This is a genomic window from Micromonospora sp. DT68 (assembly GCF_049847245.1).
Taxonomy (GTDB): Bacteria; Actinomycetota; Actinomycetes; order Mycobacteriales; family Micromonosporaceae; genus Micromonospora; species Micromonospora profundi.
Genome location: NZ_JBNCNZ010000017.1, coordinates 110388 through 134647, shown reverse-complemented (window position 1 = coordinate 134647; position 24260 = coordinate 110388). Strand labels below are relative to the sequence as shown.

Sequence of the window (24260 nt, the reverse complement as noted above, 5' to 3'; positions counted from 1 at the left end):
GGGTGGCCCGTGTCTCCTCGCGCGGCACTTCCACCCCCACCGCCGATGCCTGCGCGCCCGGTTGCGCCTAGGCTTGGCCGGTGGCGAGGTACTACGACGTACACCCGGAGAATCCGCAGCCCCGGATCATCGGCCAGGTCACCGACCTGATCCGCAGCGGTGGCCTGATCGCCTATCCGACGGACTCCTGCTACGCGCTCGGCACCCAACTGGGCAACCGGGACGGGCTGGACCGGATCCGCGAGGTCCGCCAGCTCGACGACCGGCACCACTTCACGCTTGTCTGCCGGGACTTCGCGCAGCTCGGCCAGTTCGTGCGGATCAACAACTCGGTCTTCCGCCTGGTGAAGGCGTCCACCCCGGGCAGCTACACCTTCATCCTGCCGGCCACCCGCGAGGTGCCGCGCCGGATGCTGCATCCGCGCAAGAAGACCGTCGGGGTCCGCGTACCCCGGCACACGGTGACCCAGGCGTTGCTGGCCGAGTTGGGTGAGCCGCTGGTGTCGAGCACCCTGGCCCTGCCCGGCGACGAGGAGCCGATGACCCAGGGGTGGGAGATCAAGGAACGGCTCGACCACCAGCTCGACGCGGTCCTCGACGCCGGCGAGTGCGGCAAGGAGCCGACGACGGTCGTCGACCTGTCCGGCCCTGAGCCGGAGATCCTGCGCCGAGGCGCGGGAGACACCTCCCGCTTCGAGTAGCGCCCCCTCTAACGATCCGCCCCCGGCGTCGGGCCCCGGCGCGGTCGTTGCCGACCGCCCCGGCATGACCCGTGAGCAGGCGCGCCTTCAGCCCGAGGTGGTCGCCGCGCGCCCTTTGCTCTGCTTCAACCGACGCAACACCGACGGCTCTATCTGTTGCGTGGGTTGAAGCAGAGCAAAGGCGGGTCCGACCACCCTCCCCACCCGACCGACAGGTCCCACGAAAGCCGCCGAGGCGGCACAACGTTATCGTCGTAGACAACAGTGTGTGCCACACAGTATGGTGTGACGCATGGTTAGCGAGGACGTTCTACGGACGCACCTACAGGAGTTGCGTCGAGGCACCGTCGTGGTGGCCAGCCTGGTGGCGTTGCGCCAGCCGGACTACGGCTACGCACTGCTGCAACGGCTCACCGACCACGGCTTCCCGGTGGACGCCAACACGCTCTACCCGCTGCTGCGCCGCCTTGAGGACCAGGGGCTGCTGACCAGCGAGTGGAACACCGAGGAGAGCCGACCGCGCAAGTTCTACCGGACCAGCGACGAGGGCGAGTCGATGCTGAACCGGCTCCTGGACGACCTCGCCGCCGTACAGACCTCCATCACCGGGCTGATCCAAGGAGTGGACCGATGAACACCCTGACCGACCGCTATCTCGCCGCCACCCTGCGATCGGTGCCCGCCCAGCGCCGCGGCGAGATCGCCACGGAGCTGCGCGCCTCGATCCAGGACATGATCGAGGACCGGACCAGCGGCGGCGAGGACGCCACCGCCGCCGAGCGGGCGGTGCTCACCGAGCTGGGCAACCCGGACCTGCTGGCCGCCCGGTACGCCGACCGTCGGCTGCAGCTCATCGGCCCGACCTACTACCTCGTCTGGCTGCGGCTGCTGAAGCTGCTGCTCAGCTTCATCCCGGCGATCGTCGGCGCGATCGTCGCCATCGTCGAGGTGGCCGAAGGCAAGGGTTTCGGGGCCATCGGGAGCGGCATCGGCACCGCCATACAGGTTGCCGTACAGATCGCCTTCTGGCTCACCCTGACCTTCGCGCTCATCGACCGCTTCCAACCCGCCGCCGACCTGCCCGACTGGAACGTCGACCAGCTGCCCGACGTCCCCGCACACAAGGACGTCTCCCTCGCCGACACCATCGCGTCGGTGGCCATGTTGGTGCTGACCATCGGCTACCTGCCCTTCCAGCACTACCGGTCCTGGGTGAACGGCACCGACGGCGAGAACATCCCGATCCTCGACCCGGCTCTGTGGTCGTTCTGGCTGCCGGCGCTGATCGCGGTGCTGGTCGCCAGCCTGGTGTTCGAGATCGTCAAGTACCGGATCGGGCGCTGGAACTGGGCACTGTTCGGAGTGAAGGCCCTGCTCAGCCTCGCGTTCACGGTGCCGCTGATCTGGTTGGCACTCAACGACCGGCTGCTCAACCCGGCCCTGGCCGACCGCCTGAGCTGGCTGGCCGAGCCGGACAACACGAACATCCTCGGGGCTGTCATCGCGATAGGCGCGGCGGTGGTGCTGGTCTGGGACCTGATCGACACCGCCATCAAGACCCGCCGCCAGACGGCGTGAGCTGATCCGGACACGGCGGCCCGGCGCGCACCCCGCGCCGGGCCGCCGCGCTGCGGCGATGCAACCAGAGTGCGAGGGTCTGACCAGCCTGACCAGGTCACCTCCGACCTGTCCGGCTCGCAGAGACGGCCGGTGGCGTGGCATCGTTCCCGGATGAACGTGGCACAGCGGGACGCGTGGCGCCGCCCAGGTCCGACGTCGGAGCAGCTCCGGATCGACCTCTGGATCGGGTTGGCCGTGACCCTGCTTGCCCTGGTGAGCCTCACCCTGGCCCGCAGCACCGGCGCGTTCCTGCTGGGGCCGCCGCCGTCCGGGCCGGAGCAGTTGCTCTGGACCGTCGCGGTGACCCTGCCGCTGATCTGGCGGCGACGCTTGCCGACCGCCACCCTGCTTGTCATTTCGGTGGCGTTCATCGCCGCGCAGGCCCGATCGGCACCGGAGACGCAGCTCTCCTCGTGGTCGCTCTTCTGCGCGCTCTACACCGTCGGCGCGTGGGAACAGAACCGCCGGCTGGCCCGCAGGCTGCGCATCGGTGTGATCGTCACGATGTTCGCCTGGCTGGGCGTCTACTACGCGGTCAGCATCGAGCACATCCCACCCGGTGCCTTCGCCAACGCCGTCGGACCGGTGCCCCCGCTGCTCGCCGCGATGGTCACCGGCGTCCTGATCAACGGCCTGTACTTCGGTTTCGCGTACTTCTTCGGCGAGACCGCCTGGGTGGCCGCTCGACGCGAGCACGAGCTACGCGCCCAGGCCGAGGAACTGCGCCAATCGCAGGCAGAATCCCGCGAGCGGGCGGTGTTCGGCGAACGGGTGCGCATCGCCCGGGAACTGCACGACGTTGTCGCGCACCACGTCTCGGTGATGGGGGTGCAGGCGTCCGCGTGCCGGCGGGTGTTCGACCGCGACCGGGACAAGGCTCGCTCGGCACTCGCCGCCATCGAGCAGAGCGCCCGCACCGCCGTCGACGAGCTACGCCGGATGCTCGGCGTGCTGCGCGCCCCCGACGGCTCCGCCGAAACCCCACCGCCGGCCGCCGCGACGATCGAAAGGATCGGCGAGCTTGTCGAACGGGCCCGCGCCGCCGGGCTCACGGCCACCACCGGGGTGTACGGCGCCCCGGTGACGTTGCCCGCGTCGGTCTCGCAGACGGCGTACCGGGTGGTGCAGGAGGCGGTGACCAACACGTTGAAACACGCCGACGCCGGACTGCTGGACGTACGGATCCGCTACCTGGCACGGGAGGTCGAGGTGGACGTGAGCGACGACGGACGCGGCGGGAGCCAATGCCCCGCTGACGGGCTCGGCCTGATCGGCATGCGGGAACGCGTCGGCGCCCAGGACGGCGTCCTGGAGGCTGGCCCCCGCCGGGGCGGCGGCTGGCGGGTCCGCGCCCGGCTGCCGCTGCCCCCGGCAGTGCCCACGGGAAACCAGCCGAATCCGACACGAACCGACGCCGCGTCCGACGACGGTACGCCGACAGCGAGCCGCGCAGACGCGGACGCGGCAACGCCGACGCAGCGCGAGAGGGCAGCCGCGCGGGACGAGGCTACGGCCGGGACGGGGTGGTCGGTGTGAGCACAGCACCCGTCGGCGACACCAATCCGCGCGCCGACGAGCGAATCCGGGTGCTGCTCGCCGACGACCAGCACCTCGTCCGCACCGGCTTCCGGGTCATCCTCGAGGTGGAGGACGACATCGAGGTCGTCGGCGAGGCGGCCGACGGCGGCCGAGCCGTCACCATGGCTCGCGCCACCCGCCCCGACGTGGTGCTCATGGACGTGGAAATGCCAGTGATGGACGGGCTGGAGGCCACCCGACAGATCACCGGTACCGGCCCGGGCGCGCCGGCGGTGCTGATCCTCACCACGTTCGACCGCGACGACTACCTCTTCGCGGCGCTGCGCGCCGGTGCCAGCGGCTTCCTGCTCAAGAACGGCACACCAGAGGAGTTGGTCGACGCGATCCGGGTGCTCGCCCGGGGCGACGCCCTGCTCGCCCCCGAGATCACCCGGCGGGTGATCTCGACGTTCGCCCGTCCCGGCGATCCGGCGGGCACCGCCCACCTCGGGCCGGACGCCGAGGCCGCGCTGGGCGAGCTCACGCCGCGCGAACGGGAGGTGCTGGTCCTGCTCGCCGCCGGATCGAGCAACGCGGAGATCGCCGCGAGCATGCAACTGGGCGAGGCGACGGTGAAGACGCACGTCAGCCGGGTACTGGCCAAACTCGGCCTGCGCGACAGGGTGCAGGCCGTCGTGTTCGCGTACGAGAGCGGGGTGGTCCGGCCCGGCGGGTGACCGGCATCCGCCGCAAGGGGGACCGACCGGTTCCGCCGCCGGGCGGACTGCGGATCGACGTACCGGATCTAGCGTGGATGCGTGACCAAAACGCTCCGCCTGGACGGCGTCGACCGCAGCTTCGGCGACCGGCAGGTACTGAGAAACGTCTCCTTCGAGGTGACCGCAGGCCGGATGACCGGTTTCGTCGGCGCCAACGGCGCCGGCAAGACCACCACCATGCGGATCATCCTGGGTGTGCTCGCGCCGGACGCCGGTGAGGTGAGCTGGGGCGGCACACAGCTCACCCGGCAGGACCGCGCGCGCTTCGGTTACATGCCTGAGGAGCGTGGCCTCTATCCCAAGATGACCACGCGGGAGCAGGTGACGTACCTGGGACGGTTGCACGGCCTGGACGCACCCGCCGCCCGACGTGCCACCGACACGCTGCTGGAGCGGGTCGGGCTCGGCGCGCGGGGCGACGACCTGCTGGAGACGCTGTCGCTCGGCAACCAGCAGCGGGCCCAGATCGCCGCCGCGCTGGTGCACGACCCGGAGGTGCTGGTGCTCGACGAGCCGTTCTCCGGCCTCGACCCGCTTGCCGTCGAAACGGTAGTGGGGGTGCTGCGCGAGCGCGCCGCCGCCGGAGTGCCGGTGCTCTTCTCCAGCCACCAACTTGACGTGGTGGAGCGGCTCTGCGACGACCTGGTGATCATCGGGGACGGGGTGATCCGCGCCGCCGGCAGCCGCGAGCAGCTGCGCGAGTCGTACACCTCGCCCCGTTTTGAACTGGTGGTGGAGACCGACGCCGGCTGGGTCCGCGACCAGCCCGGCGTCACGCTTGTCGAGTTGGACGGCGCGCGGGCGGTCTTCGACCTGCCGGCCGGCGCCGACGAGCAGCCGGTGCTGCGCGCGGCCCTGGCCCGCGGCCCGGTCCGCGCCTTCCGCCCGGTCAGCCCCTCGCTCACCGAGATCTTCCGAGAGGTCACCCAGTGAACGTCCCCCAGGCCACCCGGCTCGTCGCCGAGCGCGAGATCCGGGTCAAGCTCCGCGACCGTACCTTCCTGTTCGGCACGCTCTTCTTCCTGCTCGTCGCGGCGGCCGGCACGATCCTGCCTCCGCTGCTCTCCGGCGGGCCGGAGCGTGTGGCAGTCACCCAGGAGGCAGCCGGCCCGTTGCGGGACGCGGGCCTCGACGTCCTCGTGGTGGCCGACGACCGCGCCGCCGAGCAGGCGGTGCGCGACGGTGACGTGGACGCCGCTGTTGTCTCAGGGCCGAAGGTGCTGGCCATGGACGAGACCCCCAACGAGGTGGTGCGGGCACTGAGCTCCTCGCCGCCGGTCCAACTGCTCGACCCCGACGCTGTCGACCCGGTGGTGGCGTTCCTGGTGCCGTTCGTCTTCGCGTTCGTCTTCTTCTTCACCTCGCAGATCTTCGGCATGCAGATCGCGCAGAGCGTCACCGAGGAGAAGCAGACCCGGATCGTGGAGATCCTGGTCGCGGCCGTGCCGGTCCGGGCGTTGCTGGCCGGCAAGATGATCGCCGGAACCATCCTGGCCCTCGGGCAGATCGTCCTCATCGCCCTGGTGGCGATGATCGGTGTGCAGTTCGGCGACAGCACCGAGCTGCTGTCGCTGCTGGCCCCCGCGATCGGCTGGTTCCTGCCGTTCTTCCTGCTCGGCTTCGTACTGGTGGCGGCCATGTGGGCGGCGGCCGGAGCGCTTGTCAACAGGCAGGAGGACATCGCCGGGGTGTCCACACCCGTGCAGCTCGCCGTCATGCTGCCGTTCTTCGCGGTGATCTTCCTCAACGACAACGCGACGGCCATGCGGGTGCTGTCCTACCTGCCGTTCTCCGCCCCCACCGCGATGCCGTTGCGGCTGTTCACCGGGGACGCGGCCGGCTGGGAGCCGCTGGTGTCGCTGGTCCTGCTGCTGGTCGCCGCCGCGGCGTTCGTGGTCGCCGGGGCGCGGGTGTACGAGGGATCGCTGATGCGTACCAACGGTCGCACCTCGATCCTGGCGGCGTGGCGCTCCCGCGACACGGTGGGCTGACCCAGCGCGGCTGGCCCGCCCGGCGTCGGGCGGGCCAGCATCACCGTCGACCCTCACGAGGAATCGATCGTCGGCCTATCAGGAGGCCGTCGGTCGCAACCTGATCCGCCCACCGGGTGCCCGCCACCGACCAGGCGGTACGCAGGGCCCGCGCCGGTTCCGGGGCGGCGCGGTGGCGCCCGCTCCAGCCGGTGCCGCTGCCTCAGTCGGTGCCGTTGCCTCAGTCGGTGCCGTTGCTCCTTGATCCGGGCCCCGCCGCGCGGTTGCGCCGGCCGGAGGGCCCTCAGGACGCCGACTCCGTCGGTGAACAGTTCTTGGCGTACCGCCCCCGGGCCCGCTGCTCTCGGCGCGGGCCGTAACGCCTCCTTCGGCTCGTGCATCGCCGTGCCGAACCGCGAACGCATCCTCCCCCCGGCTCTGCGCGCTCAGGCGCCAGCGCAGTCTACGTGACGCCCGTCACATATCGATGAACAGTGCTTGACTTGACAAGTATATACTTGGAATGTGCAATATATTGCATGCCGACGCTCGTGCCGCCCGACGTCGGGCCCCAGCGCCACGGCGCGATCGGACCCTTCAGGCCACCCCGAACACGATCGTCGACAGGCCCGCGCACGACGCTCAGCCAGCACACACCAGTTCCTCGCCGCCTCGAGCGGCTGCGGTTCTCGTCGGCGAGCGGCCGCGATTCCGCCGCTCAGCACGACCGCTTCACCGCCCGTGCGAGGTCAGCGGCGCCGCCACAGTCGCCACTCCCCGCACCACCTGCAGACCCGGGAACCGCTGCTGCACCGTCTCGTCAGCGGCCCCACCCCGACGCGATCGAGGTATGGCTATGGAGCAGCTCTTCGGACGAGAGGTGGAACTGGCGCGCATCGGCCGCTTCCTGCAAACGGTGCGAAACAGCGGCGACGTTCGACTTGTCCGCGGCGATCCGGGCATCGGAAAGTCGGCGCTACTCGCCGCCACGGCCGACCTGGCCGACGACGCCGGGATGCGGGTACTGCGCGCGTCCGGCTCGGAGTTCGAGGCGGACGTCAGCTACTCGTTGCTCAACCAACTGTTACTGCCTCTGCACGCCGACATCCAGCGCCTGCCACCTGCCCTGCGCGACGCGCTCACCGTCGCGCTCGGGTTCGGGCCGGGCGCGACACCGGCCGCGCTGATGATCTGCAATGCCGCGCTGTCGCTTGTGAACACCGTCGCCAAGAAGGCGCCCGTCCTTCTGGTGATCGACGACCTGCAATGGGTCGACCGGCCCAGCGCTGTGGTCCTCGGTTTCATCGCGCGGCGTGTGCCGGGTTCACCGGTGGGCGTCGTGGCGGCCTCCCGGACGGGCACCGAGGGCTTTCTCGACCGGCGCGGGCTGACCGAGGTGACTGTCGGACCGCTCACCCGGGACGCTGGCGCCCAACTCCTGCAAGCCCGCTCCCCCCACCTGACCCCTCCGGCCCGGCAACGCCTGCTCGATCTCGCCCAGGGCAACCCGCTCGCCCTTGTCGAGCTTCCGGCCACGCTCACCGACTCCGGCGGGCGGTGCTCGGAGCAGTCCGGCCTGGTGCCCCTGAGCGAACACCTCCAGGCGGTGTTCGACGCGCGGATCGCCGACCTGCCGGAGGCGACACGGCTGCTGCTGTTGCTCGCCACCTTCGAGGGCAGCGGTGACGTACGGGTCCTGCGCGGCATGACGAGCCTCATCGACCTGGCGCCCGCCGAGCGAGCCCAGCTGGTACGGGTCGACGACTCCACAGGTCGCCTCGTCTTCCGTCACCCCCTGATCCAGGCGGCGATCGTCGCGAAGTCCACCCACGAGGAACGTCGGGGCGCCCACCTCGCCATCGCCGCCGCGCTGCCCGCAGACCCGGAACGCCGCGCCTGGCACCTGTCGGCGGCCACCGCAGGTGCGGCGCGCTCGCGGCGTGTCCCCACCCAACCGCTCCAGTGCCTCGGCGATGGCCACCGACACGCTTACCGGGTACGTGAACGCCCTACCGAAACCGGACAGCTCGTCGCAGCAGACCGGGCCGCCCACCGCCGCCGCCACGATCATCGAATCCTTGTGGTGCACTGTCACCGACGAGAACAGCCCGATCTCCGCGTCGACAGTCGCCGCTGTCAGGCTCTCGTACTCCAGGTGCAGGCTGCGTGCCCGGTAGTCGTCAGGCGCCCGCTTCGGCCGGGACACCAGCCGCAGGTCGCCCGCCGAGGGGCCGTCGTCGGGCAGATCCCCACACAGGGCACATCCCGGCTCGGCGATGAGCCGGTGCCGGGAGATCGCCAGCGTCGCCGTGTCGACCTCCAGCACCGCCTGGTCGCACCGTACGGCAGCCCCCTGGGCGACACAATCCAGTTCGTCGGCGACGAGCGCCGCGACGACGGCCCGCAGAGGCGTCCCGAAGGTCGGCGCGGGCGCGGTGACGATGCCGTCGTACAACCCCTGCCAGAGCGCCGACCGGTGCGGCGCGGCACCCACCCGCGCGCGGTAGGACCGCACCTGGACACAGTGGTGGCAGCCCGACCGCCCCGCCACGGTGAACGGGCCGATCCGCACTCCGCGCAACGTCGGGTACACCGGCAGGAACGCCCGCCCCGCCGCACGGGCGCGGCGGGCGGCGGCTGACACCTGGTCGGACCGGTCGTCAGTGACGAAGACGTCGACGCCCCGGCCGTCGTCCGTCGGCAGGGGGCGCAGGGCGGCCTCCACCGCACGGTGCAGGATGCCGGTGCCGAGCAGCCGGACGCCGTACGTCGAGGAATCGCAGGCCGCACCCATGGAACACCTCCTCAGCGGACGTGGCGCAGGGTCAGCCGACGGCCTCCATCACCTCGTCGGAGACGTCGAAGTTCGCGTAGACGTTCTGCACGTCGTCGCAGTCCTCAAGGACGTCGATCAGCTTGAAGATCTTGCGGGCGCCCTCCTCGTCAAGGGGGACGTTGACGCTCGGGACCAGCGACGACTCGGCCGACTCGTACTCGATGCCGGCGTCCTGAAGCGCGGTGCGCACCGGAATGAGGTCGGTCGGCTCGGAGACGATCTCGAATGCCTCGCCCAGGTCGTTGACTTCCTCGGCGCCGGCGTCGAGAACGGCCATCATCACGTCGTCCTCGGTCGTGCCACCCTTGGGGACGATCACGACGCCCTTGCGGGAGAACATGTACGACACCGAGCCCGCGTCGGCGAGCGAACCGCCGTTGCGGGTCAGCGCGGTGCGCACCTCGGTTGCCGCCCGGTTGCGGTTGTCGGTGAGGCACTCGATGAGCATCGCCACACCGCTGGGCCCGTAACCCTCGTACATGATGGTCTGCCAGTCGGCGCCGCCGGCCTCCAGGCCGGAGCCGCGCTTGACGGCGCGGTCGATGTTGTCGTTCGGGACCGAGTTCTTCTTCGCCTTCTGGATGGCGTCGAAGAGCGTCGGGTTGCCGGACGGATCACCGCCGCCGGTCCGCGCGGCGACCTCGACGTTCTTGATCAGCTTGGCGAACATCTTGCCGCGCTTGGCGTCGATGACGGCCTTCTTGTGCTTGGTCGTCGCCCACTTTGAGTGGCCGGACATCTGCTACCTCCGTTGCTACCCGCCGTCTGCATCGACCGACCGCGCACGCCCCGGCCCCGCCGGCGCACGCGGTGGTGCCGGTCAGCCCTGCGGGAAAGCCGCGACGGGCAGCTGGCCCCGCCGAATCTCGGCAATCCTACCGGCGTCGGGCTGGTCGCTGTCACGCGCGGCACCGCGTCGGTGCACGCCGTGCCGCGCGAGCAGGCACGACGGACTCCCGGCGGGGAGCCCGCGCGGCGCGACCACGCGGGCGGTCAGCGGGCGACGCGGACCAGGTCGACGAAGTACGCGTGCAGCCGCGCATCGCCGGTCAGCTCCGGGTGGAACGAGGTGGCCAGCAGGTTACCCTGTCGAACCGCCACGATCCGGCCGGTGCTCGGCCCTCCGGTCACAGTGCCGAGCACCTGGACGCCGTCGCCGACCCGCTCCACCCAGGGGGCGCGGATGAAGACCGCGTGGAACGGCTCCCCCGCCACCCCGCTGATCTCCACGGGCGCCTCGAACGAGTCGACCTGCCGGCCGAAGGCGTTGCGTCGCACTGTCATGTCGATGCCGGCGAAGCCGCGCTGGTCGGGCCGACCGTCCAGGACCTCGGACGCCAGCATGATCATCCCCGCGCAGGAGCCGTAGACAGGCATCCCGTCCGCGATGCGCTTGTCGATGGGCTCGCGCAGCTCGAAGATGTCGGCGAGCTTGCTGATCGTGGTGGACTCCCCGCCCGGGATCACCAGGCCGTCGACCGCGTCCAGCTCTGCGGGCCGCCGGACCGGGCGGGCGTCCGCGCCGGCCGCGACGAGCGCGGCGACGTGCTCGCGCACGTCACCCTGAAGGGCGAGCACACCGATCACGGGTACGTCGCTCATGTCGCCTTTCCTCTCGTCGCCGTCAGCTTGTTAGCTCGTCGCCGTCAGCTTGTTAGCTCGTCGCCGTCAGCTTGTTAGGAGGGGGCCCTTCCTATGCATCAGGCGTTAAGAAGGTGCCCTTCCTTACTCACCAGCCGCGCTCGGCCAGGCGGTGCGGCTGCGGGATCTCGTCGACGTTGATGCCGACCATGGCCTCGCCGAGACCACGGGAGACCTTCGCCAGCACGTCCGGGTCGTCGTGGAAGGTGGTCGCCTTCACGATCGCGGCAGCGCGCTGCGCCGGGTTGCCGGCCTTGAAGATGCCCGAGCCGACGAAGACACCCTCCGCGCCCAACTGCATCATCATCGCCGCGTCGGCCGGGGTGGCGATCCCACCGGCGGTGAACAGCACCACCGGCAACTTGCCCGTCTCGGCGACCTCCTTGACCAGCTCGTACGGGGCCTGCAACTCCTTGGCCGCGACGAAGAGCTCGTCGGTGGGCAGCGACGACAGCCGCCGGATCTCCTGACGGATCTTGCGCATGTGGGTGGTGGCGTTGGAGACGTCACCGGTGCCGGCCTCACCCTTGGAGCGGATCATGGCCGCGCCCTCGGTGATGCGGCGCAGCGCCTCACCCAGGTTCGTCGCACCGCAGACGAACGGGACCGTGAAGGCCCACTTGTCGATGTGGTTCGCGTAGTCCGCCGGGGTCAGCACCTCGGACTCGTCGACGTAGTCGACGCCGAGCGACTGGAGGATCTGCGCCTCCACGAAGTGACCGATGCGGGCCTTTGCCATCACCGGGATGGAGACCGCCGAGATGATGCCATCGATCATGTCGGGGTCGCTCATCCGGGACACGCCGCCCTGCGCGCGGATGTCGGCGGGCACCCGCTCCAGCGCCATCACGGCGACAGCGCCGGCGTCCTCGGCGATCTTGGCCTGCTCGGCGTTGACCACGTCCATGATCACGCCGCCCTTGAGCATCTCGGCCATGCCGCGCTTCACGCGGGCCGTGCCGACGACGGGGGCGCTACCGGTGGTCGAGGCGGTGGTGTCGGACACGGGTGATCGCTCCTTGGACGGGCTGTGGGAGGTGGCAGCGAAATGCTACGTCCGGTTCAACGCCGCTCCGACAGCCAATCCGACCCCCGGTGGCCTGTCCTGTGGCCCTCGTCACCGGCCCCCGACAGGTCCGCCGGCGGCCCCGGGTCGGCGGTTGCGCACCGGTCAGTTCGCTGGGACGTCCGCCGGCACCACAAGCGTCGGATCGTCGATGTCAAAGTAGCGTGGCCACTCCCGACCCCGCCCCATCCGCAACAACCGCACCAGCGGCCTGCTGCGCGCCGACCGCGCGTCCCGCACCAGATCGGTGTGCACCTGCCGGGACAACGCCAGCCGCCGACTCGCCGCGATCACCGCCGTGCAGTCCGGGTCCGCCGGGTCCAACTGCACCGACCGCAACTGCCGGGTCAGGTCGTTCTCCGCGGCCTCCCGCTCGTCCGGCGCCGCGTCCAGCGCGATCCGCGCCGCCGCGTACAACTCCACGCCGAAACGCCGCTCCGCCAACACGGCGGCCGCCGCCGCCCGCCGCAACAGGTGGGCGTCCAGGGCCCGCGCCGCCAGCTCCGCGCGGCCCTGCAACCGCTCGACCCGGCCGGCGGTCCAGATGAGGTACGCCGCGACCAGCCCCACGACCACACTCGCGGCCACCACCCACCACATGTGCGGCATCGTAGTGCTGCTCCGTTTCTCCTCCGACTGTGCGCGTCCTCGTCGGCCACCCTGTCACCAGCAGCGCCATCCGTCACGTCGGCTCAGCCCAGCCCGACCCATTCCTGGTCGATGACCCGCCCGTCGGTCGCCTCGATCGCCGCTGCGTATACCTCCAGAACACGCCGAGCAACCACCGGCCAGTCGAAATTCGCCACCACCTGATCACCGCAGGCGCTCAGCACGGCCCGCCCGCCCGGATCGTCAAGCAACTCGGCCAGGGCGTCGCGCAGCCCCACCGCGTCCCCCGTCGGAAAGAGCCGCCCCGCCCTGCCCCCGTCGAGCACCCGGCGGAACGCGTCCAGATCACTCGCCACAACAGTCGTGCCAGCAGCCAGCGCCTCGGTCAGGATCATCCCGAACGACTCGCCACCGGTGTTCGGCGCCACGTACAGGTGCACACTGCGCAGCATCCGCGCCTTGTCCGACTCCGAGACCAACCCCAGGAAGGTCACCCGGTCATGCAGCGCGGCCGGAAACTGGTCAAACAGGTCATCGGGATCACCCGGGCCGGCGACCAGCAGCCGCAACCCCGGCCGGGACTCGGCCAACGACACGAAAGCGTCCCGCAGCACCGGGAACCCCTTACGCGCCTCGGTGAACCGGCCCAGAAACCCCAACGTGCCCCCGGAGCCCACACCGCACTCCCCCGGCCAGCCGGGCAGCGGCTCGGCATCGGCGAACTTCGCCACCGCCACCCCGTTGGGAATCTCCACAGCACCGCCGTCCATGTGCTCCACCTGGACCTTGCGGGCCAACGCGCTCACCGCGATCCGGGCGGTGATCCGCTCCAACACGATCTGCAACACGCCCTGCGCGGCGGCCAGCACCCGCGAACGCGTCATCGCCGTATGGAACGTGGCCACCACCGGCCCACGGGCGGACAACACCGCCAACAGCGAGAGACTCAACGTGAGCGGCTCGTGCACATGCAGAACGTCGAAATCGCCGTTCGTGAGCCACCGCCGGACCCGAGCCGTGGAAACCGGACCGAACGCGATCCGGGCCACCGACCCGTTGTACGGCAGAGGCACCGCCCGACCGGCCGACACCACGTACTCCGGCAGCGGAGAATCCTCATCCGCCGGTGCGAGCACGCTGACCTCGTGCCCCAGGGCGATCAGCGCCTCCGCGAGGTCGACGACGTGGTTCTGCACCCCGCCAGGAACATCGAAGGAGTACGGGCAGACGATGCCGATCCGCATACGTCAGCGCCCCTCGTCCGCGACTGCGGGGCTCCGCTGCGCTGCACTCCTCGCGCGCACCGAACCCGCCTTCCTGTCCGCGACTGCAGGGCTCCGCTGCGCTGCACTCCTCGCGCGCACCGAACCCGCCTTCCTGTCCGCGACTGCGGGGCTCCGCTGCGCTGCACTCCTCGCGCGCACCGAGCCCACCTCCTTCAGGACCGGCCCGAGGCCGGCGCGGACGTTGCCGCGTCGCCCGACCCTCGCTGGTCCAGCCACATTCGCTGCAACATGTGCCAGTCTTGCGGATTGTCGGCGATACCCGACGCCAGACGGTCGGCGATCATCTGAGTCAGCGACCGTACCCGCTGGTCGAGCGGCCCCACCTCGGGCCCCGGCACCGGCAGCGGGCCGCTGAGCGAGGCACACGCGGCGTCCGTTTCGTACCACATGGAGGCCACGTAGAGCGGCGCTCCGGTATGCAACGCCAGCAGCGCCGGCCCGGCCGGCATGCGCGTCTTCGCGCCGAAGAAATCCACCTCAACGCCCCGGGCCGACAGGTCACGGTCGGCCAGCAGCGGCACCACAGCCCCCGCGCGTACCCGGTCCAGCAGCACGTCGAACGCCGGACGCGGCCCACCGTGGGTCGGCAGGATCTCCATCCCCAGGCCCTTCCGGAAGGCGATGAAGCGCTCGTACACCCCCTCCGGCTTGAGCCGTTCCATGACCGTGGTGATCGGCCAGCCGGTGGCAGCCACCCAGGCGCCCGCCGCGTCCCAGTTGCCGGCGTGCGGCAGGGCCACCACCGCACCCCGGCCAGCGGCGACGTCCGCGGCCAGCAGCTCCGCACCGTCGAGGCGGAACCCGGACAGGATCTGCTCCCGGCTCAACGAGGGCAGGCGGAACGCCTCCATCCAGTACCTGGCGTACGAGCGCAGGCCGCGCTTGACCAGTTCGTCCAGCTCGGCGTCGGGCACCTCCGGGCCGACCACCCGGCGCAGGTTGGCGCGCAGCCGCTCCGTACCCCCGCCGGCGCGGCGGTGGGCGCGGTCCGCGCCCGCCTGGAATGCCCTGGCCACAAGCGGCCGGGGCAGCGCGCGGGCCAGCCGCCAGCCGGCGACGTACCCCAGCTCGGTCAGGTTCACGCGGCCCGGCCGCCGGTCGTGCGGCGCGGCATCGCCAGCGCGTGGCCCACGCCGAGTACGTCGGGTCGTCGCGGCTCCTGCCTGGCCCCGCTCACGCCTGACCGTCCGGCTGGAGCTGCTGGGCCTGGCGGTAGACGTGCGCCACCCGCTGGCCCACCGTGAAGATCGAGACGGCGGCGAGCAGCCACAGCGCGATCTCCAGGGCCGGCTTGACGTTCAGGCCGGTGAGGATGCCGCCGACGCCGACGATGAGCAGCCGTTCGGTGCGCTCGGCGATGCCCACGTTGCAGGTCATCCCGAGCCCCTCGGCGCGGGCCTTCACGTAGGAGACCAACCCGCCGGCGGCCAGGCAGAGCAGCGCGGCGGCCACCCCGGAGTGGTTACCCTGGGTGGCCAGCCAGTACGCGACAGCGCCGAAGACGGCACTGTCGGCGACCCGGTCCATGCTCGAGTCGAGGAACGCCCCGAACCTGGTGGAGCCGCCGCTCATCCGGGCCATCGTCCCGTCGAGCAGGTCAGTGAGCGCGAAAAAGGTGACGATCAACGCGCCCGCGACCAGGTGGCCGCGGGCACCGAAGCCGAGCGCGCCGACGAGCACACCAACGGTGCCCGCGACGGTGACGGCATTGGGGGTGACGCCCGCGCGCAGCAGGGCGCGTGCGATCGGCTCTACGACGCGGGTCATCCCCGCGCGGGCCGACACTTGGAAGATCTTCGCCATGGCGGTCCCACGATAACGGTCCGTCCATCTCCGGCGATACGGCCCGCCCCTCCGACCCGCCGGGGCAGGCTTGTGCCTGTCCGGCGACAGGTGTGAGATCGAGCCAGGAGGTGAGCCAGCTCACCCGCCCGCCCGTCCCGTTCCCGCTGTGCAGCAGACCACCGGAGGATATCGCCGCGCACTCGCCCCGGGCCGCTTCCCGTCGCGCGGCGGTCGCCACCCACCACCGGCTGAGGGAGGTGCGCCCCCATGGCGCAGAAAAGTCACGAGAAAGGTCCCACCGGCGGCGTGCCGGCGGTGACCACGCCCGACCAGGTTCGCAACGTGGTGCTCGTCGGGCATTCCGGAGCGGGCAAGACGACACTCGTCGAGGCCCTGCTCGCCGCGACCGGCACTATCGGCCGGGCCGGCAGCGTGGTCGACGGCACCACTGTCGGCGACCACGACCCGGCGGCCGTACGCCAGCAGCGTTCGGTGAGCCTGTCCTGCGCGCCGCTGCTGCACAACGGCATCAAGGTCAACCTCCTGGACACACCCGGGTACGCCGACTTCGTCGGTGAGCTGCGCGCCGGCCTGCGGGCCGCCGACGCCGCGATCTTCGTCGTCTCGGCTGCCGGCGGGATGGACGCGGCCACAGTGGCGCTGTGGGAGGAGTGCGCGGCGGTCGACATGCCCCGCGCGGTCGCGGTGGCCCGGCTGGACCAGCCGCGCGCCGACTTCGACGAGACCGTGGCCCTGTGCCAGCGTCTCTTCGGCGACAACGTCATGCCGCTCTACCTGCCGATGCTCGGCGACGACGGCGTCTCCACCGAGGGCCTGCTCGGTCTGATCACCCGCCGGGTCTTCGACTACACCGCCGGGCTCCCCGCCGACGTGCGTGACCCGGACCCGCAGCACCAGCCCGCCATCGACGAGTCCCGCAACGAGCTGATCGAGGGGATCATCGCCGAGAGCGAGGACGAGACCCTCATGGACCGCTACCTCGACGGCGAGGAGATCGACACCGAGGTGCTGATCGACGACCTGGAGAAGGCAGTCGCCCGGGGCCACTTCTACCCGGTGGTGCCCGTCTGCGCCGAGACCGGCGTCGGCCTCGACGCGCTGCTTGAGGTGATGACCGCCGCGTTCCCGTCACCGTTGGAGCACGAGCTGCCGGCGGTGACAGGCGTGGACGGCTCACCTCGCCCGCCGCTGACCTGCGACCCGAACGGACCGCTCGTCGCCGAGGTCGTCAAGACCACAGTCGACCGGCACGTCGGCCGGGTCTCCCTGGTCCGGGTCTTCTCCGGCACGCTGCGCCCCGACCTGACGATGCACGTCTCCGGGCACGGCATGGCCGAGCGCGGGCACCCCGACCACGACGCCGACGAGCGCGTCGGGCACATCTACACCCCGCTGGGCGCCACCCTGCGGGAGGTGCCGTTCTGCGTCGCCGGCGACCTCTGCGCGATCACCAAATCGGGAAGCGCCGAAACCGGCGACACCATCTCGGCCAAGGACGACCCGCTGCTGATCGCCCCCTGGGAGATGCCCGAACCGTTACTGCCGGTGGCGATCGTCGCCCGCAGCCGCGCCGACGAGGACGCGCTGGCCCGCAACCTGGCCCGGCTCGTCGCAGGCGACCCCACCCTGCGGCTGGAGCGCAACCCGGAAACCCACCAACTGGTGCTGTGGTGCATGGGCGAGGCACACGCCGACGTGGTGCTCGACCGGCTGCGCGCCGGTGGCGTCGAACTGGACACCGAACCCGTCAAGGTGTCGCTGCGCGAAACGCTCACCGTGCCGGCGAAGGGGCACGGCCGGCACGTCAAGCAGTCCGGCGGCCACGGCCAGTACGCGATCTGCGACATCGAGGTGGAGCCGCTGCCCCGGGGCAGCGGCTTCGAATTCGTCGACCGGGTCGTCGGCGGCGCCGTGCCCCACAACTACATCCCGTCGGTGGAGAAGGGCGTACGCGCCCAACTGGAACGCGGCCTGGTCGCCGGCCACCCGGTCGTGGACCTGCGGGTGACCCTGGTCGACGGCAAGGCCCACAGCGTCGACTCCTCCGACGCCGCCTTCCAGACCGCTGGCGCGCTGGCTCTGCGCGACGCCGCCGAACGCGGCCAACCAGCACTGCTCGAACCCATCGACGAGGTACGCATCCGCGTACCCGACGGCTCCGTGGGCACCGTCATGGGCGACCTGTCCAGCCGGCGCGGCCGGGTGCTCGGCACCGAACCGGACCCGGAGGTCGACGGCCGCACCCTGATCAGGGCCGAGGTCCCTGCAACCGAACTGCTCCGGTACGCCGTCGAGCTGCGCTCCCTGACCGCCGGCACCGGCACGTTTCGCCGCCACTTCGTCCGCCACGACCCCATGCCGACCCACCTGGCCGACCAGACCCGCAAAGAACAAGCCCCCTAATCCAGTCCAGTCCTCAGCCAGGCTGGACGCCACCCGCGCCCACCCTGACCCGCAGGTCCCACCGAGCCGGGCCCTGCGACCCCGCCCTGCCCTGCCGAGCCCTGCCCCGCCCCGCCCCGCCCCGCCCCGCCCCGCCCCGCCCCGCCCCGCCGATCTTGCACTTACTGTCGCCGAAATGTCGCTGTTGCGGGCATTAGTCACGGCAGGAAGTGCAAGATCGGCGAGTGCGCCGGCCCGGGAGCGGGGCGCGCGGGGTGCGGGCTCGCGTCACCCCGTCGATCATGGAGTTGTGGTGGGCGGAAACAGCTATTTCCACCTGCTTTGTGAGGCACCACAACTCCATGATCGACGAAGGCGGGGAGATGCTGCGCTGAGCGCCAGGCAGCGCGGCGACACGCGGGGGACGGCAGCGCGCGAGGACAGGCACGGCGCGCGGAGGACAGGCACGGCGCGCGAGGCCGGGCGGAGGGCCGTGACCTGGCGCAGGTGAAGGGCGGGAGTTCTACGGGTGGGTGACTGGGTGGGTGGGGCGGGGCCAGTGAGGGCGGTCGGCGTCCCGGAGGGCGGCGGTGCGTAGGGCGGCTAGCTGCCGTTCCACCTCGACGAACACGTCCGGCTCCAACGGACCCCACTGCAACGCGGCAGCGTTCTCCTCGATCTGGGCGACGGTACGGCAGCCAGGGATCGGAATGCTGCGCCCGCTGCGCGCCCAGATCCAGCCCAGCGCGCCCTGCGCGAGGGTACGTCCGTCGACGGTGAGCGCGGCACGGACCGCTCCTACCCGGCGCAGCCACTCCGGCGCGGGGCGTCCCCCACGGAACCACTCCAGCCAGCCGGGGGTCAGCCCGCGTACGTCGTCGCGGGGCAGCGTGGAGGCCGCCGTGTACTTGCCGGTGAGCAGTCCCATCCCCAGTGGTCCCTGGTTGATGCTGGCCAGGTCGTACTTGTCGCAGACGGCGAGCAGTTCGGGGGCGTCGCGCAGCACCGACAGGTTGTGTTGCACCGCGGTGGCGCCCGGGGCGGAGTGCCCGAGCGCGGCAGCCCGGTCGGGTCGGTCGGTGCTCCACCCGTACGCCCGGATCAGGCCCTCGGCGACGAGGCTCTCGCAGGTGTCGATCAGCGCCTCCGCGCGGGGCACCGGAAGGTCGGCCAGGTGCAGCTGATAGAGGTCGATCCGATCGGTGCCCAGCCGGCGTAGCGACCCGGTCACCGCCCGCCGCAGGTACGTCGGCGACGCGTCCTCCCCGGTCGCCTGGCGGGCTGCCTCGTCGAAGGTGTAGCCCCACTTGGTGGCGATCACGGCTTCGTCGCGGCGGCCGGCGAGCGCCCTGCCCAGGATCCGCTCGCTGTGCCCGGCCCCGTACGTGTCGGCAGTGTCGAAGAGCGTCACGCCCAGGTCGAGGGCCCGGCGTACGGTCCGCACGGACTCGTCGTCGTCGACCGCGCCCCAGCCCAGCGGCTGGGTGCCCTCCGCCCAGGGGCCACCGATCGCCCAGCACCCCATGCCGAGGGCGCTGACCTCGATGCCGCTGCGCCCCAACGTCCGTGTCGTGACTGCCATCGACAGATCGTGCCACCTCGGCCGGGTCGAGGCGTAGCGCTTCCGTGCTACGCCTGCGTGACGGCGGGGATCGGCGCGGTACGGCATGATCGGCGGAATGCGACGGCTGGGCGTGGACATCGGCGGCGTACTCATCGAACCGGCCGACGAGGACGCCGACACGTCCTTCTTCGGCGCGAACTATCTGCGTACACCGGCGGTGGCCGGGGCGTTCGACGCGCTCGCGGCGCTCGGGCCGACGTTCGACGAGGTGCACCTGGTGTCCAAGTGCGGTGCGACCACCGAGCAGCGGACCCGCGATTGGCTGGCCCATCACGGCTTCCCGGCCCGCACCGGGATCCCCGTCGACCGGGTGCACTTCTGCCGGACCCGCCCGGCCAAGGCGCCGATCGCGCAGCGGCTCGGGCTGACCCACTTCGTGGACGACCGGTTGGAGGTGCTCGGCTACCTCGACTCGGTGCCGCACCGCTACCTGTTCCGGCCCCGTCCGGCGGAGGTCGACGCCCATGCAGCGCTGCTCCCCCTCGTACACCAGGTGCGGAGCTGGCCGGAGCTGACCACCCTGCTGCGCGCCGACTAGCGCGACCGGCACGGACACCGCGCCGACAAGCACGGACGCCGCGCCGGTCGAGCGCGGAACACCACAACCCGGGCGGGGTACGTCAGGACGGCCAGGCGCGGCTGAGCAGTTCGCGGGTGTCGCCGAGCAGTTGCGGCAGGACCTTCGTGCGGCCGATCACCGGCATGAAGTTCGCGTCGCCACCCCAGCGGGGCACCACGTGCTGATGCAGGTGGGCAGCGATGCCGGCGCCGGCCACGCCGCCCTGGTTCATCCCCAGGTTGAAGCCGTGCGCGTTGCTCACCTTGCGGATCACCCGCATGGCGGTCTGGGTGTACGACGCCAGCTCGATGGTCTCCGGCACGTCCAGGTCGGTGTAGTCGGCGACGTGCCGGTAGGGGCAGATCAGCAGGTGCCCCGGGTTGTACGGGTAGAGGTTGAGCACCACGAAGACGCGCTCGCCCCGGGCCACCACGAGGCTCTCCTCCGGCGGTAGCCCCGGGGCCAGGCAGAACGGGCAGCCGGTCGGCTTCTCGTAGCCCTCGGCGGGGCGGTCCTCGCCGGAGATGTAGGTCATCCGGTGCGGCGTCCAGAGCCGCTCCAGGCCGTCCGCCATGCCAACGCTGTCCGTGTGCCGTTCCGCCCCTGTCACGAGCCGATCCTACGGAGCCGCGCGGTCCAGCCGCGACACCCATCGCCAGGAAGCCCACTTGCTGCAAGTTGTTGACGGATCGACATCAATACCTGAAACTTCCATGCATTCATGCAGTTACATTCAGCGATGGAGAGATACATGATCCAACGGCTCGGCAGGATCCTCGCGGCACTGGCGCTGACCGCCGCCACCACGGTGGCCGGCGTCACCCTCACCGCCGGCGCGGCACAGGCGGACGGCTGCTACACCTGGGGTCGCGCCCTCTCCCAGGGGATGTCCGGCGAAGACGTCCGCCAACTCCAGATCCGGGTCGCCGGTTACCCCGGCTACGCCGCCGTACTCACCATCGACGGCTCGTACGGCCCCGCCACCCGCTCTGCGGTGATCCGCTTCCAGCAGGCGTACGGGCTGTCCGCCGACGGGGTGGCCGGCCCGCAGACCTTCAACCGGCTCTACGCGCTGCAGGACGACGACTGCACGCCGGCCAACTTCAGCTACGCCGAACTGAACAACTGCAACAGCACCTGGTCCGGTGGCGCGGTCGCGGCGAGCACCGCGCGGTTCAACGCGCTCGTCTCGATGTGGAAGCTCCAGGCCCTGCGGCACGCCCTCGGGGACGTATCCATCGCCATCAGCAGTGGTTTCCGCAGCACCGCCTGCAACAACGCGGTCGGCGGGGCGTCGAACAGCAGGCACCTGTACGGCGACGGAGTGGACCTGGTGGGGTCGCCGTCGTTCTGCCGGCTGGCCCAGCAGGCCCGCTACCACGGGTTCGGGCAGATTCTCGGCCCCGGCTACCCGGACCACAACGACCACACCCACGTGGCGGCGGTAGGCGGCTGGTCAGCGCCGAACTGCGGCATCTGACAGCGACCCCGCCGGGCAACGCCGTCCCGTGCCGCACCGCGCCCTCGGGGCATGATCGTGCTCGAACATGGATGTAGTGGCCTCCCCATGCTGGGAGGCCACTACATCCTGGATCGAGCGCGATCACGCCGCCCGCGACGGACGTTCCCGCGGCAGGGCGGGTGCGACGAGCGGGCAGGGCAGGCGCGGGCGGCGCTATTCGGCGGCGGCGGACGGGCCGATGTTCGTGCGGGAGCTCACCACGTCCAGGACGTGGGTCACCGCCTCGGCGATCGGCACACCGTTGCGCTGGGAGCCGTCGCGGTAGCGGAACGACACCGTTCCGGCGGCCACGTCGTCGTCACCGGCGATGACCATGAACGGGATCTTCTGCTGCTGCGCGGTGCGGATCTTCTTCTGCATCCGGTCGTCACCCGCGTCCACCTGCGCCCGGATGCCCTCGGCGCGCAGTGCGGCGACGAAGCCGTGCAGGTAGTCGGTGTGGTCCTCGCGGATCGGGATGCCGACCACCTGCACGGGCGCCAGCCAGGCCGGGAACGCCCCCGCGTAGTGCTCGGTGAGCACACCGAAGAACCGCTCGATCGAGCCGAACAGCGCACGGTGGATCATCACGGGCCGCTGCCGGGTGCCGTCGGCGGCCTGGTACTCAAGCCCGAACCGCTCCGGCTGGTTGAAGTCGACCTGGATCGTGGACATCTGCCACGTCCGGCCGATCGCGTCCCGCGCCTGCACGGAGATCTTCGGCCCGTAGAACGCCGCGCCGCCCGGGTCGGGCACCAACTCCAGGCCCGAGGTCTCGGCGGCGGTGCGCAGCGCCTCGGTCGCCTCCGCCCAGTCCTCGTCGGCGCCGATGAACTTGGGCGAGTCGTCCCGGGTCGACAGCTCCAGGTAGAAGTCGTCGAGCCCGTAGTCACGCAGCAGGTCCAACACGAAGCTGAGAAGCGTGGACAGCTCCCCGGCCATCTGCTCACGGGTGCAGTAGATGTGCGAGTCGTCCTGGGTGAGGCCGCGGACCCGGGTCAGGCCGTGCACGACGCCGGACTTCTCGTACCGGTAGACAGTGCCGAACTCGAACATCCGCAACGGCAGCTCACGGTACGAACGCCCACGCGACCTGAAGATCAGGTTGTGCATCGGGCAGTTCATGGCCTTGAGGTAGTAGTCCGCGCCTTCGAGCTGCATGGGCGGGAACATCGTGTCCGCGTAGTACGGCAGGTGCCCGGAGGTCTGGAAGAGCTGCGCCTTGGAGATGTGCGGGGTGTTGACGAACTCGTACCCCGCCTCCTCGTGCCGCCGCCGCGAGTACTGCTCCATCTCGCGGCGGATGATGCCGCCCTTGGGGTGGAAGACCGCCAGGCCGGAGCCGATCTCGTCGGGGAAACTGAACAGGTCCAGGTCCGCGCCGAGCTTGCGGTGGTCGCGCCGGGCGGCCTCCTCCAACAGCTTCAGGTACGCCTTCAGCTCGTCGCGGGTCGGCCACGCGGTGCCGTACACCCGTTGCAGTTGGGGGTTCTTCTCCGAGCCGCGCCAGTACGCGGCGGCGGAGCGCATCAGCTTGAACGCGCCGATCAGTCGGGTGGTGGGCAGGTGCGGGCCCCGGCACAGGTCCGACCAGCAGACCTTGTCCTCCTTGGCGTCGAGGTTGTCGTAGATGGTCAGCTCGCCGCCGCCGACCTCCATCACCTCGGCCGTGTCCAGACCCTCGCCCTTGACGTCGATCAGCTCCAGCTTGAACGGCTCCTCGGCCAGCTCGGCGCGAGCCTCCTCAAGGCTGCCGAAGCGACGACGGCGGAACCGCTGCCCGGACTTGATGATCTCCTGCATGCGCTTTTCGAGCTTGCTGAGGTCGTCGGGCTGGAACGGCTTGTCGACGTCGAAGTCGTAGTAGAAGCCGTTCTCGATCGGCGGGCCGATGCCGAGCTTGGCCTCGGGGAAGACATCCTGCACGGCCTGGGCGAGCACGTGGGCGGTGGAGTGGCGCAGGACGTTGAGTCCGTCGGGCGAGTCCAGGCTGACCGGCTCGACGACGGTCTCCTCGGCCGGCGCCCAGTCCAGGTCGCGGAGCTGGCCCTGCGGGTCGCGGACCACGACGATCGCCTTGGGGCCGTTCGCGGGCAGTCCGGCCGCGGCCACCGCGTCGGCCGCCGTCGTCCCGGCGGCGACGACGACAGGGTCGGCCACGGCGGGGGTACGGGGTGCGGACACGGTGACTCCTTCAGGTGGTACGAAACGGGGCCGTCCTCGGCTCCTGCCGATGCTATCGGTCGACCCACCCCCGGCAGGGAAGGGCACCGTGTGAACGGCAGGCATTGAACCTTTCGCGCCTGGCAGCCGAACTATCAGGTGTGGCCGGAACCGGTGCCGGTCGCGTCGACACGGATGG

The 24260-nt window shown here is 71.0% G+C and carries 20 protein-coding genes and 2 pseudogenes; 11 read left to right on the top strand and 11 right to left on the bottom strand.

Features of this window, described 5'->3' with window-relative positions:
• Nucleotides 1–80 precede the first annotated feature (80 nt).
• From ACPXB1_RS25580 to ACPXB1_RS25545, 8 genes and pseudogenes are all read left to right on the top strand, one after another.
• On the top strand, nucleotides 81–701 hold the full coding sequence (locus ACPXB1_RS25580; RefSeq protein ID WP_355595540.1) for an L-threonylcarbamoyladenylate synthase: 621 nt from the start codon (nucleotides 81–83) through the stop codon (nucleotides 699–701).
• A 292-nt stretch (nucleotides 702–993) separates the two neighbouring features.
• Nucleotides 994–1335: a PadR family transcriptional regulator gene (locus ACPXB1_RS25575; RefSeq protein WP_053657579.1), complete on the top strand. Its 342-nt coding sequence runs from the start codon at nucleotides 994–996 to the stop codon at nucleotides 1333–1335.
• Nucleotides 1332–2279, top strand: a complete 948-nt coding sequence (locus ACPXB1_RS25570; RefSeq protein ID WP_355595542.1) for a permease prefix domain 1-containing protein — start codon at nucleotides 1332–1334, stop codon at nucleotides 2277–2279. Before ACPXB1_RS25575 ends, ACPXB1_RS25570 begins: the two co-directional genes overlap by 4 nt.
• A gap of 153 nt (nucleotides 2280–2432) precedes the next feature.
• A pseudogene (locus tag ACPXB1_RS25565) lies at nucleotides 2433–3686 on the top strand (sensor histidine kinase); the annotation flags it as partial.
• A 167-nt stretch (nucleotides 3687–3853) separates the two neighbouring features.
• Nucleotides 3854–4576 carry a response regulator gene (locus ACPXB1_RS25560; protein ID WP_425735887.1) on the top strand — a complete coding sequence of 241 codons (723 nt, stop codon included), beginning with the start codon at nucleotides 3854–3856 and terminating at the stop codon, nucleotides 4574–4576.
• Between the two features lie 81 nt (nucleotides 4577–4657).
• Nucleotides 4658–5551, top strand: a complete 894-nt coding sequence (locus ACPXB1_RS25555; RefSeq protein ID WP_355595544.1) for an ABC transporter ATP-binding protein — start codon at nucleotides 4658–4660, stop codon at nucleotides 5549–5551.
• The gene (locus tag ACPXB1_RS25550) at nucleotides 5548–6609 is read left to right on the top strand and encodes an ABC transporter permease (protein ID WP_355595546.1); all 1062 of its coding nucleotides are present in this window, start codon (nucleotides 5548–5550) and stop codon (nucleotides 6607–6609) included. Before ACPXB1_RS25555 ends, ACPXB1_RS25550 begins: the two co-directional genes overlap by 4 nt.
• 502 nt (nucleotides 6610–7111) lie before the next feature.
• Nucleotides 7112–7864: pseudogene (locus ACPXB1_RS25545) on the top strand (AAA family ATPase); the annotation flags it as partial.
• 48 nt (nucleotides 7865–7912) lie between these two features.
• Here the strand turns inward: ACPXB1_RS25545 and ACPXB1_RS25540 are convergent.
• From ACPXB1_RS25540 to pgsA, 8 genes are all read right to left on the bottom strand, one after another.
• A complete protein-coding gene (locus ACPXB1_RS25540; protein ID WP_355632515.1) occupies nucleotides 7913–9382 on the bottom strand; it encodes a TOMM precursor leader peptide-binding protein in 1470 nt (489 codons plus the stop codon).
• A 31-nt stretch (nucleotides 9383–9413) separates the two neighbouring features.
• Nucleotides 9414–10163 carry a YebC/PmpR family DNA-binding transcriptional regulator gene (locus tag ACPXB1_RS25535; protein ID WP_355595548.1) on the bottom strand — a complete coding sequence of 250 codons (750 nt, stop codon included), beginning with the start codon at nucleotides 10161–10163 and terminating at the stop codon, nucleotides 9414–9416.
• A 254-nt stretch (nucleotides 10164–10417) separates the two neighbouring features.
• Entirely contained in the window at nucleotides 10418–11026 is a 609-nt protein-coding gene (pdxT, locus tag ACPXB1_RS25530) for a pyridoxal 5'-phosphate synthase glutaminase subunit PdxT (RefSeq protein WP_355595550.1), read from the bottom strand.
• 127 nt (nucleotides 11027–11153) lie between these two features.
• Nucleotides 11154–12071 (bottom strand): pyridoxal 5'-phosphate synthase lyase subunit PdxS, encoded by a 918-nt coding sequence (gene pdxS / locus ACPXB1_RS25525; protein ID WP_167944967.1) that lies wholly within the window; start codon nucleotides 12069–12071, stop codon nucleotides 11154–11156.
• Nucleotides 12072–12236: 165 nt separating this feature from the next.
• Nucleotides 12237–12740, bottom strand: a complete 504-nt coding sequence (locus ACPXB1_RS25520; RefSeq protein ID WP_355595552.1) for a hypothetical protein — start codon at nucleotides 12738–12740, stop codon at nucleotides 12237–12239.
• An 83-nt stretch (nucleotides 12741–12823) separates the two neighbouring features.
• Nucleotides 12824–13984 (bottom strand): glycosyltransferase family 4 protein, encoded by a 1161-nt coding sequence (locus ACPXB1_RS25515; RefSeq protein WP_355595554.1) that lies wholly within the window; start codon nucleotides 13982–13984, stop codon nucleotides 12824–12826.
• A gap of 194 nt (nucleotides 13985–14178) precedes the next feature.
• Entirely contained in the window at nucleotides 14179–15108 is a 930-nt protein-coding gene (locus ACPXB1_RS25510; RefSeq protein ID WP_355632513.1) for a phosphatidylinositol mannoside acyltransferase, read from the bottom strand.
• A 91-nt stretch (nucleotides 15109–15199) separates the two neighbouring features.
• Nucleotides 15200–15829: a phosphatidylinositol phosphate synthase gene (gene pgsA, locus ACPXB1_RS25505; protein ID WP_355595558.1), complete on the bottom strand. Its 630-nt coding sequence runs from the start codon at nucleotides 15827–15829 to the stop codon at nucleotides 15200–15202.
• A gap of 249 nt (nucleotides 15830–16078) precedes the next feature.
• Between pgsA and ACPXB1_RS25500 the strand changes: the two genes are divergently transcribed.
• The gene (locus ACPXB1_RS25500) at nucleotides 16079–18235 is read left to right on the top strand and encodes an elongation factor G-like protein EF-G2 (RefSeq protein ID WP_355595560.1); all 2157 of its coding nucleotides are present in this window, start codon (nucleotides 16079–16081) and stop codon (nucleotides 18233–18235) included.
• A gap of 502 nt (nucleotides 18236–18737) precedes the next feature.
• Here the strand turns inward: ACPXB1_RS25500 and ACPXB1_RS25495 are convergent.
• Nucleotides 18738–19796 (bottom strand): aldo/keto reductase, encoded by a 1059-nt coding sequence (locus ACPXB1_RS25495; RefSeq protein WP_355595562.1) that lies wholly within the window; start codon nucleotides 19794–19796, stop codon nucleotides 18738–18740.
• Nucleotides 19797–19893: 97 nt separating this feature from the next.
• Between ACPXB1_RS25495 and ACPXB1_RS25490 the strand changes: the two genes are divergently transcribed.
• On the top strand, nucleotides 19894–20376 hold the full coding sequence (locus ACPXB1_RS25490; RefSeq protein WP_355595564.1) for a hypothetical protein: 483 nt from the start codon (nucleotides 19894–19896) through the stop codon (nucleotides 20374–20376).
• 82 nt (nucleotides 20377–20458) lie between these two features.
• On the opposite strand, the gene ACPXB1_RS25485 is transcribed toward ACPXB1_RS25490, so the two are convergent.
• Nucleotides 20459–20971: an HIT family protein gene (locus ACPXB1_RS25485; protein ID WP_355595765.1), complete on the bottom strand. Its 513-nt coding sequence runs from the start codon at nucleotides 20969–20971 to the stop codon at nucleotides 20459–20461.
• 177 nt (nucleotides 20972–21148) lie between these two features.
• On the opposite strand from ACPXB1_RS25485, the gene ACPXB1_RS25480 reads away from it, so the two are divergent.
• Entirely contained in the window at nucleotides 21149–21877 is a 729-nt protein-coding gene (locus tag ACPXB1_RS25480; RefSeq protein WP_355595565.1) for a D-Ala-D-Ala carboxypeptidase family metallohydrolase, read from the top strand.
• A 195-nt stretch (nucleotides 21878–22072) separates the two neighbouring features.
• On the opposite strand, the gene thrS is transcribed toward ACPXB1_RS25480, so the two are convergent.
• Nucleotides 22073–24082: a threonine--tRNA ligase gene (gene thrS, locus ACPXB1_RS25475; RefSeq protein ID WP_355595567.1), complete on the bottom strand. Its 2010-nt coding sequence runs from the start codon at nucleotides 24080–24082 to the stop codon at nucleotides 22073–22075.
• Nucleotides 24083–24260 lie beyond the last annotated feature (178 nt).

Bases quoted from the DNA above. Each gene is read 5' to 3' on its own strand.
- ACPXB1_RS25575 (WP_053657579.1), top strand. From the start codon at position 994: ATGGTTAGCGAGGACGTTCTACGGACGCACCTACAGGAGTTGCGTCGA.
- ACPXB1_RS25570 (WP_355595542.1), top strand. From the start codon at position 1,332: ATGAACACCCTGACCGACCGCTATCTCGCCGCCACCCTGCGATCGGTG.
- ACPXB1_RS25540 (WP_355632515.1), bottom strand. From the start codon at position 9,382: ATGGGTGCGGCCTGCGATTCCTCGACGTACGGCGTCCGGCTGCTCGGC.
- ACPXB1_RS25535 (WP_355595548.1), bottom strand. From the start codon at position 10,163: ATGTCCGGCCACTCAAAGTGGGCGACGACCAAGCACAAGAAGGCCGTC.
- pdxT (WP_355595550.1), bottom strand. From the start codon at position 11,026: ATGAGCGACGTACCCGTGATCGGTGTGCTCGCCCTTCAGGGTGACGTG.
- ACPXB1_RS25520 (WP_355595552.1), bottom strand. From the start codon at position 12,740: ATGCCGCACATGTGGTGGGTGGTGGCCGCGAGTGTGGTCGTGGGGCTG.
- ACPXB1_RS25515 (WP_355595554.1), bottom strand. From the start codon at position 13,984: ATGCGGATCGGCATCGTCTGCCCGTACTCCTTCGATGTTCCTGGCGGG.
- pgsA (WP_355595558.1), bottom strand. From the start codon at position 15,829: ATGGCGAAGATCTTCCAAGTGTCGGCCCGCGCGGGGATGACCCGCGTC.
- ACPXB1_RS25500 (WP_355595560.1), top strand. From the start codon at position 16,079: ATGGCGCAGAAAAGTCACGAGAAAGGTCCCACCGGCGGCGTGCCGGCG.
- ACPXB1_RS25495 (WP_355595562.1), bottom strand. From the start codon at position 19,796: ATGGCAGTCACGACACGGACGTTGGGGCGCAGCGGCATCGAGGTCAGC.
- ACPXB1_RS25490 (WP_355595564.1), top strand. From the start codon at position 19,894: ATGCGACGGCTGGGCGTGGACATCGGCGGCGTACTCATCGAACCGGCC.
- ACPXB1_RS25485 (WP_355595765.1), bottom strand. From the start codon at position 20,971: ATGGCGGACGGCCTGGAGCGGCTCTGGACGCCGCACCGGATGACCTAC.
- ACPXB1_RS25480 (WP_355595565.1), top strand. From the start codon at position 21,149: ATGATCCAACGGCTCGGCAGGATCCTCGCGGCACTGGCGCTGACCGCC.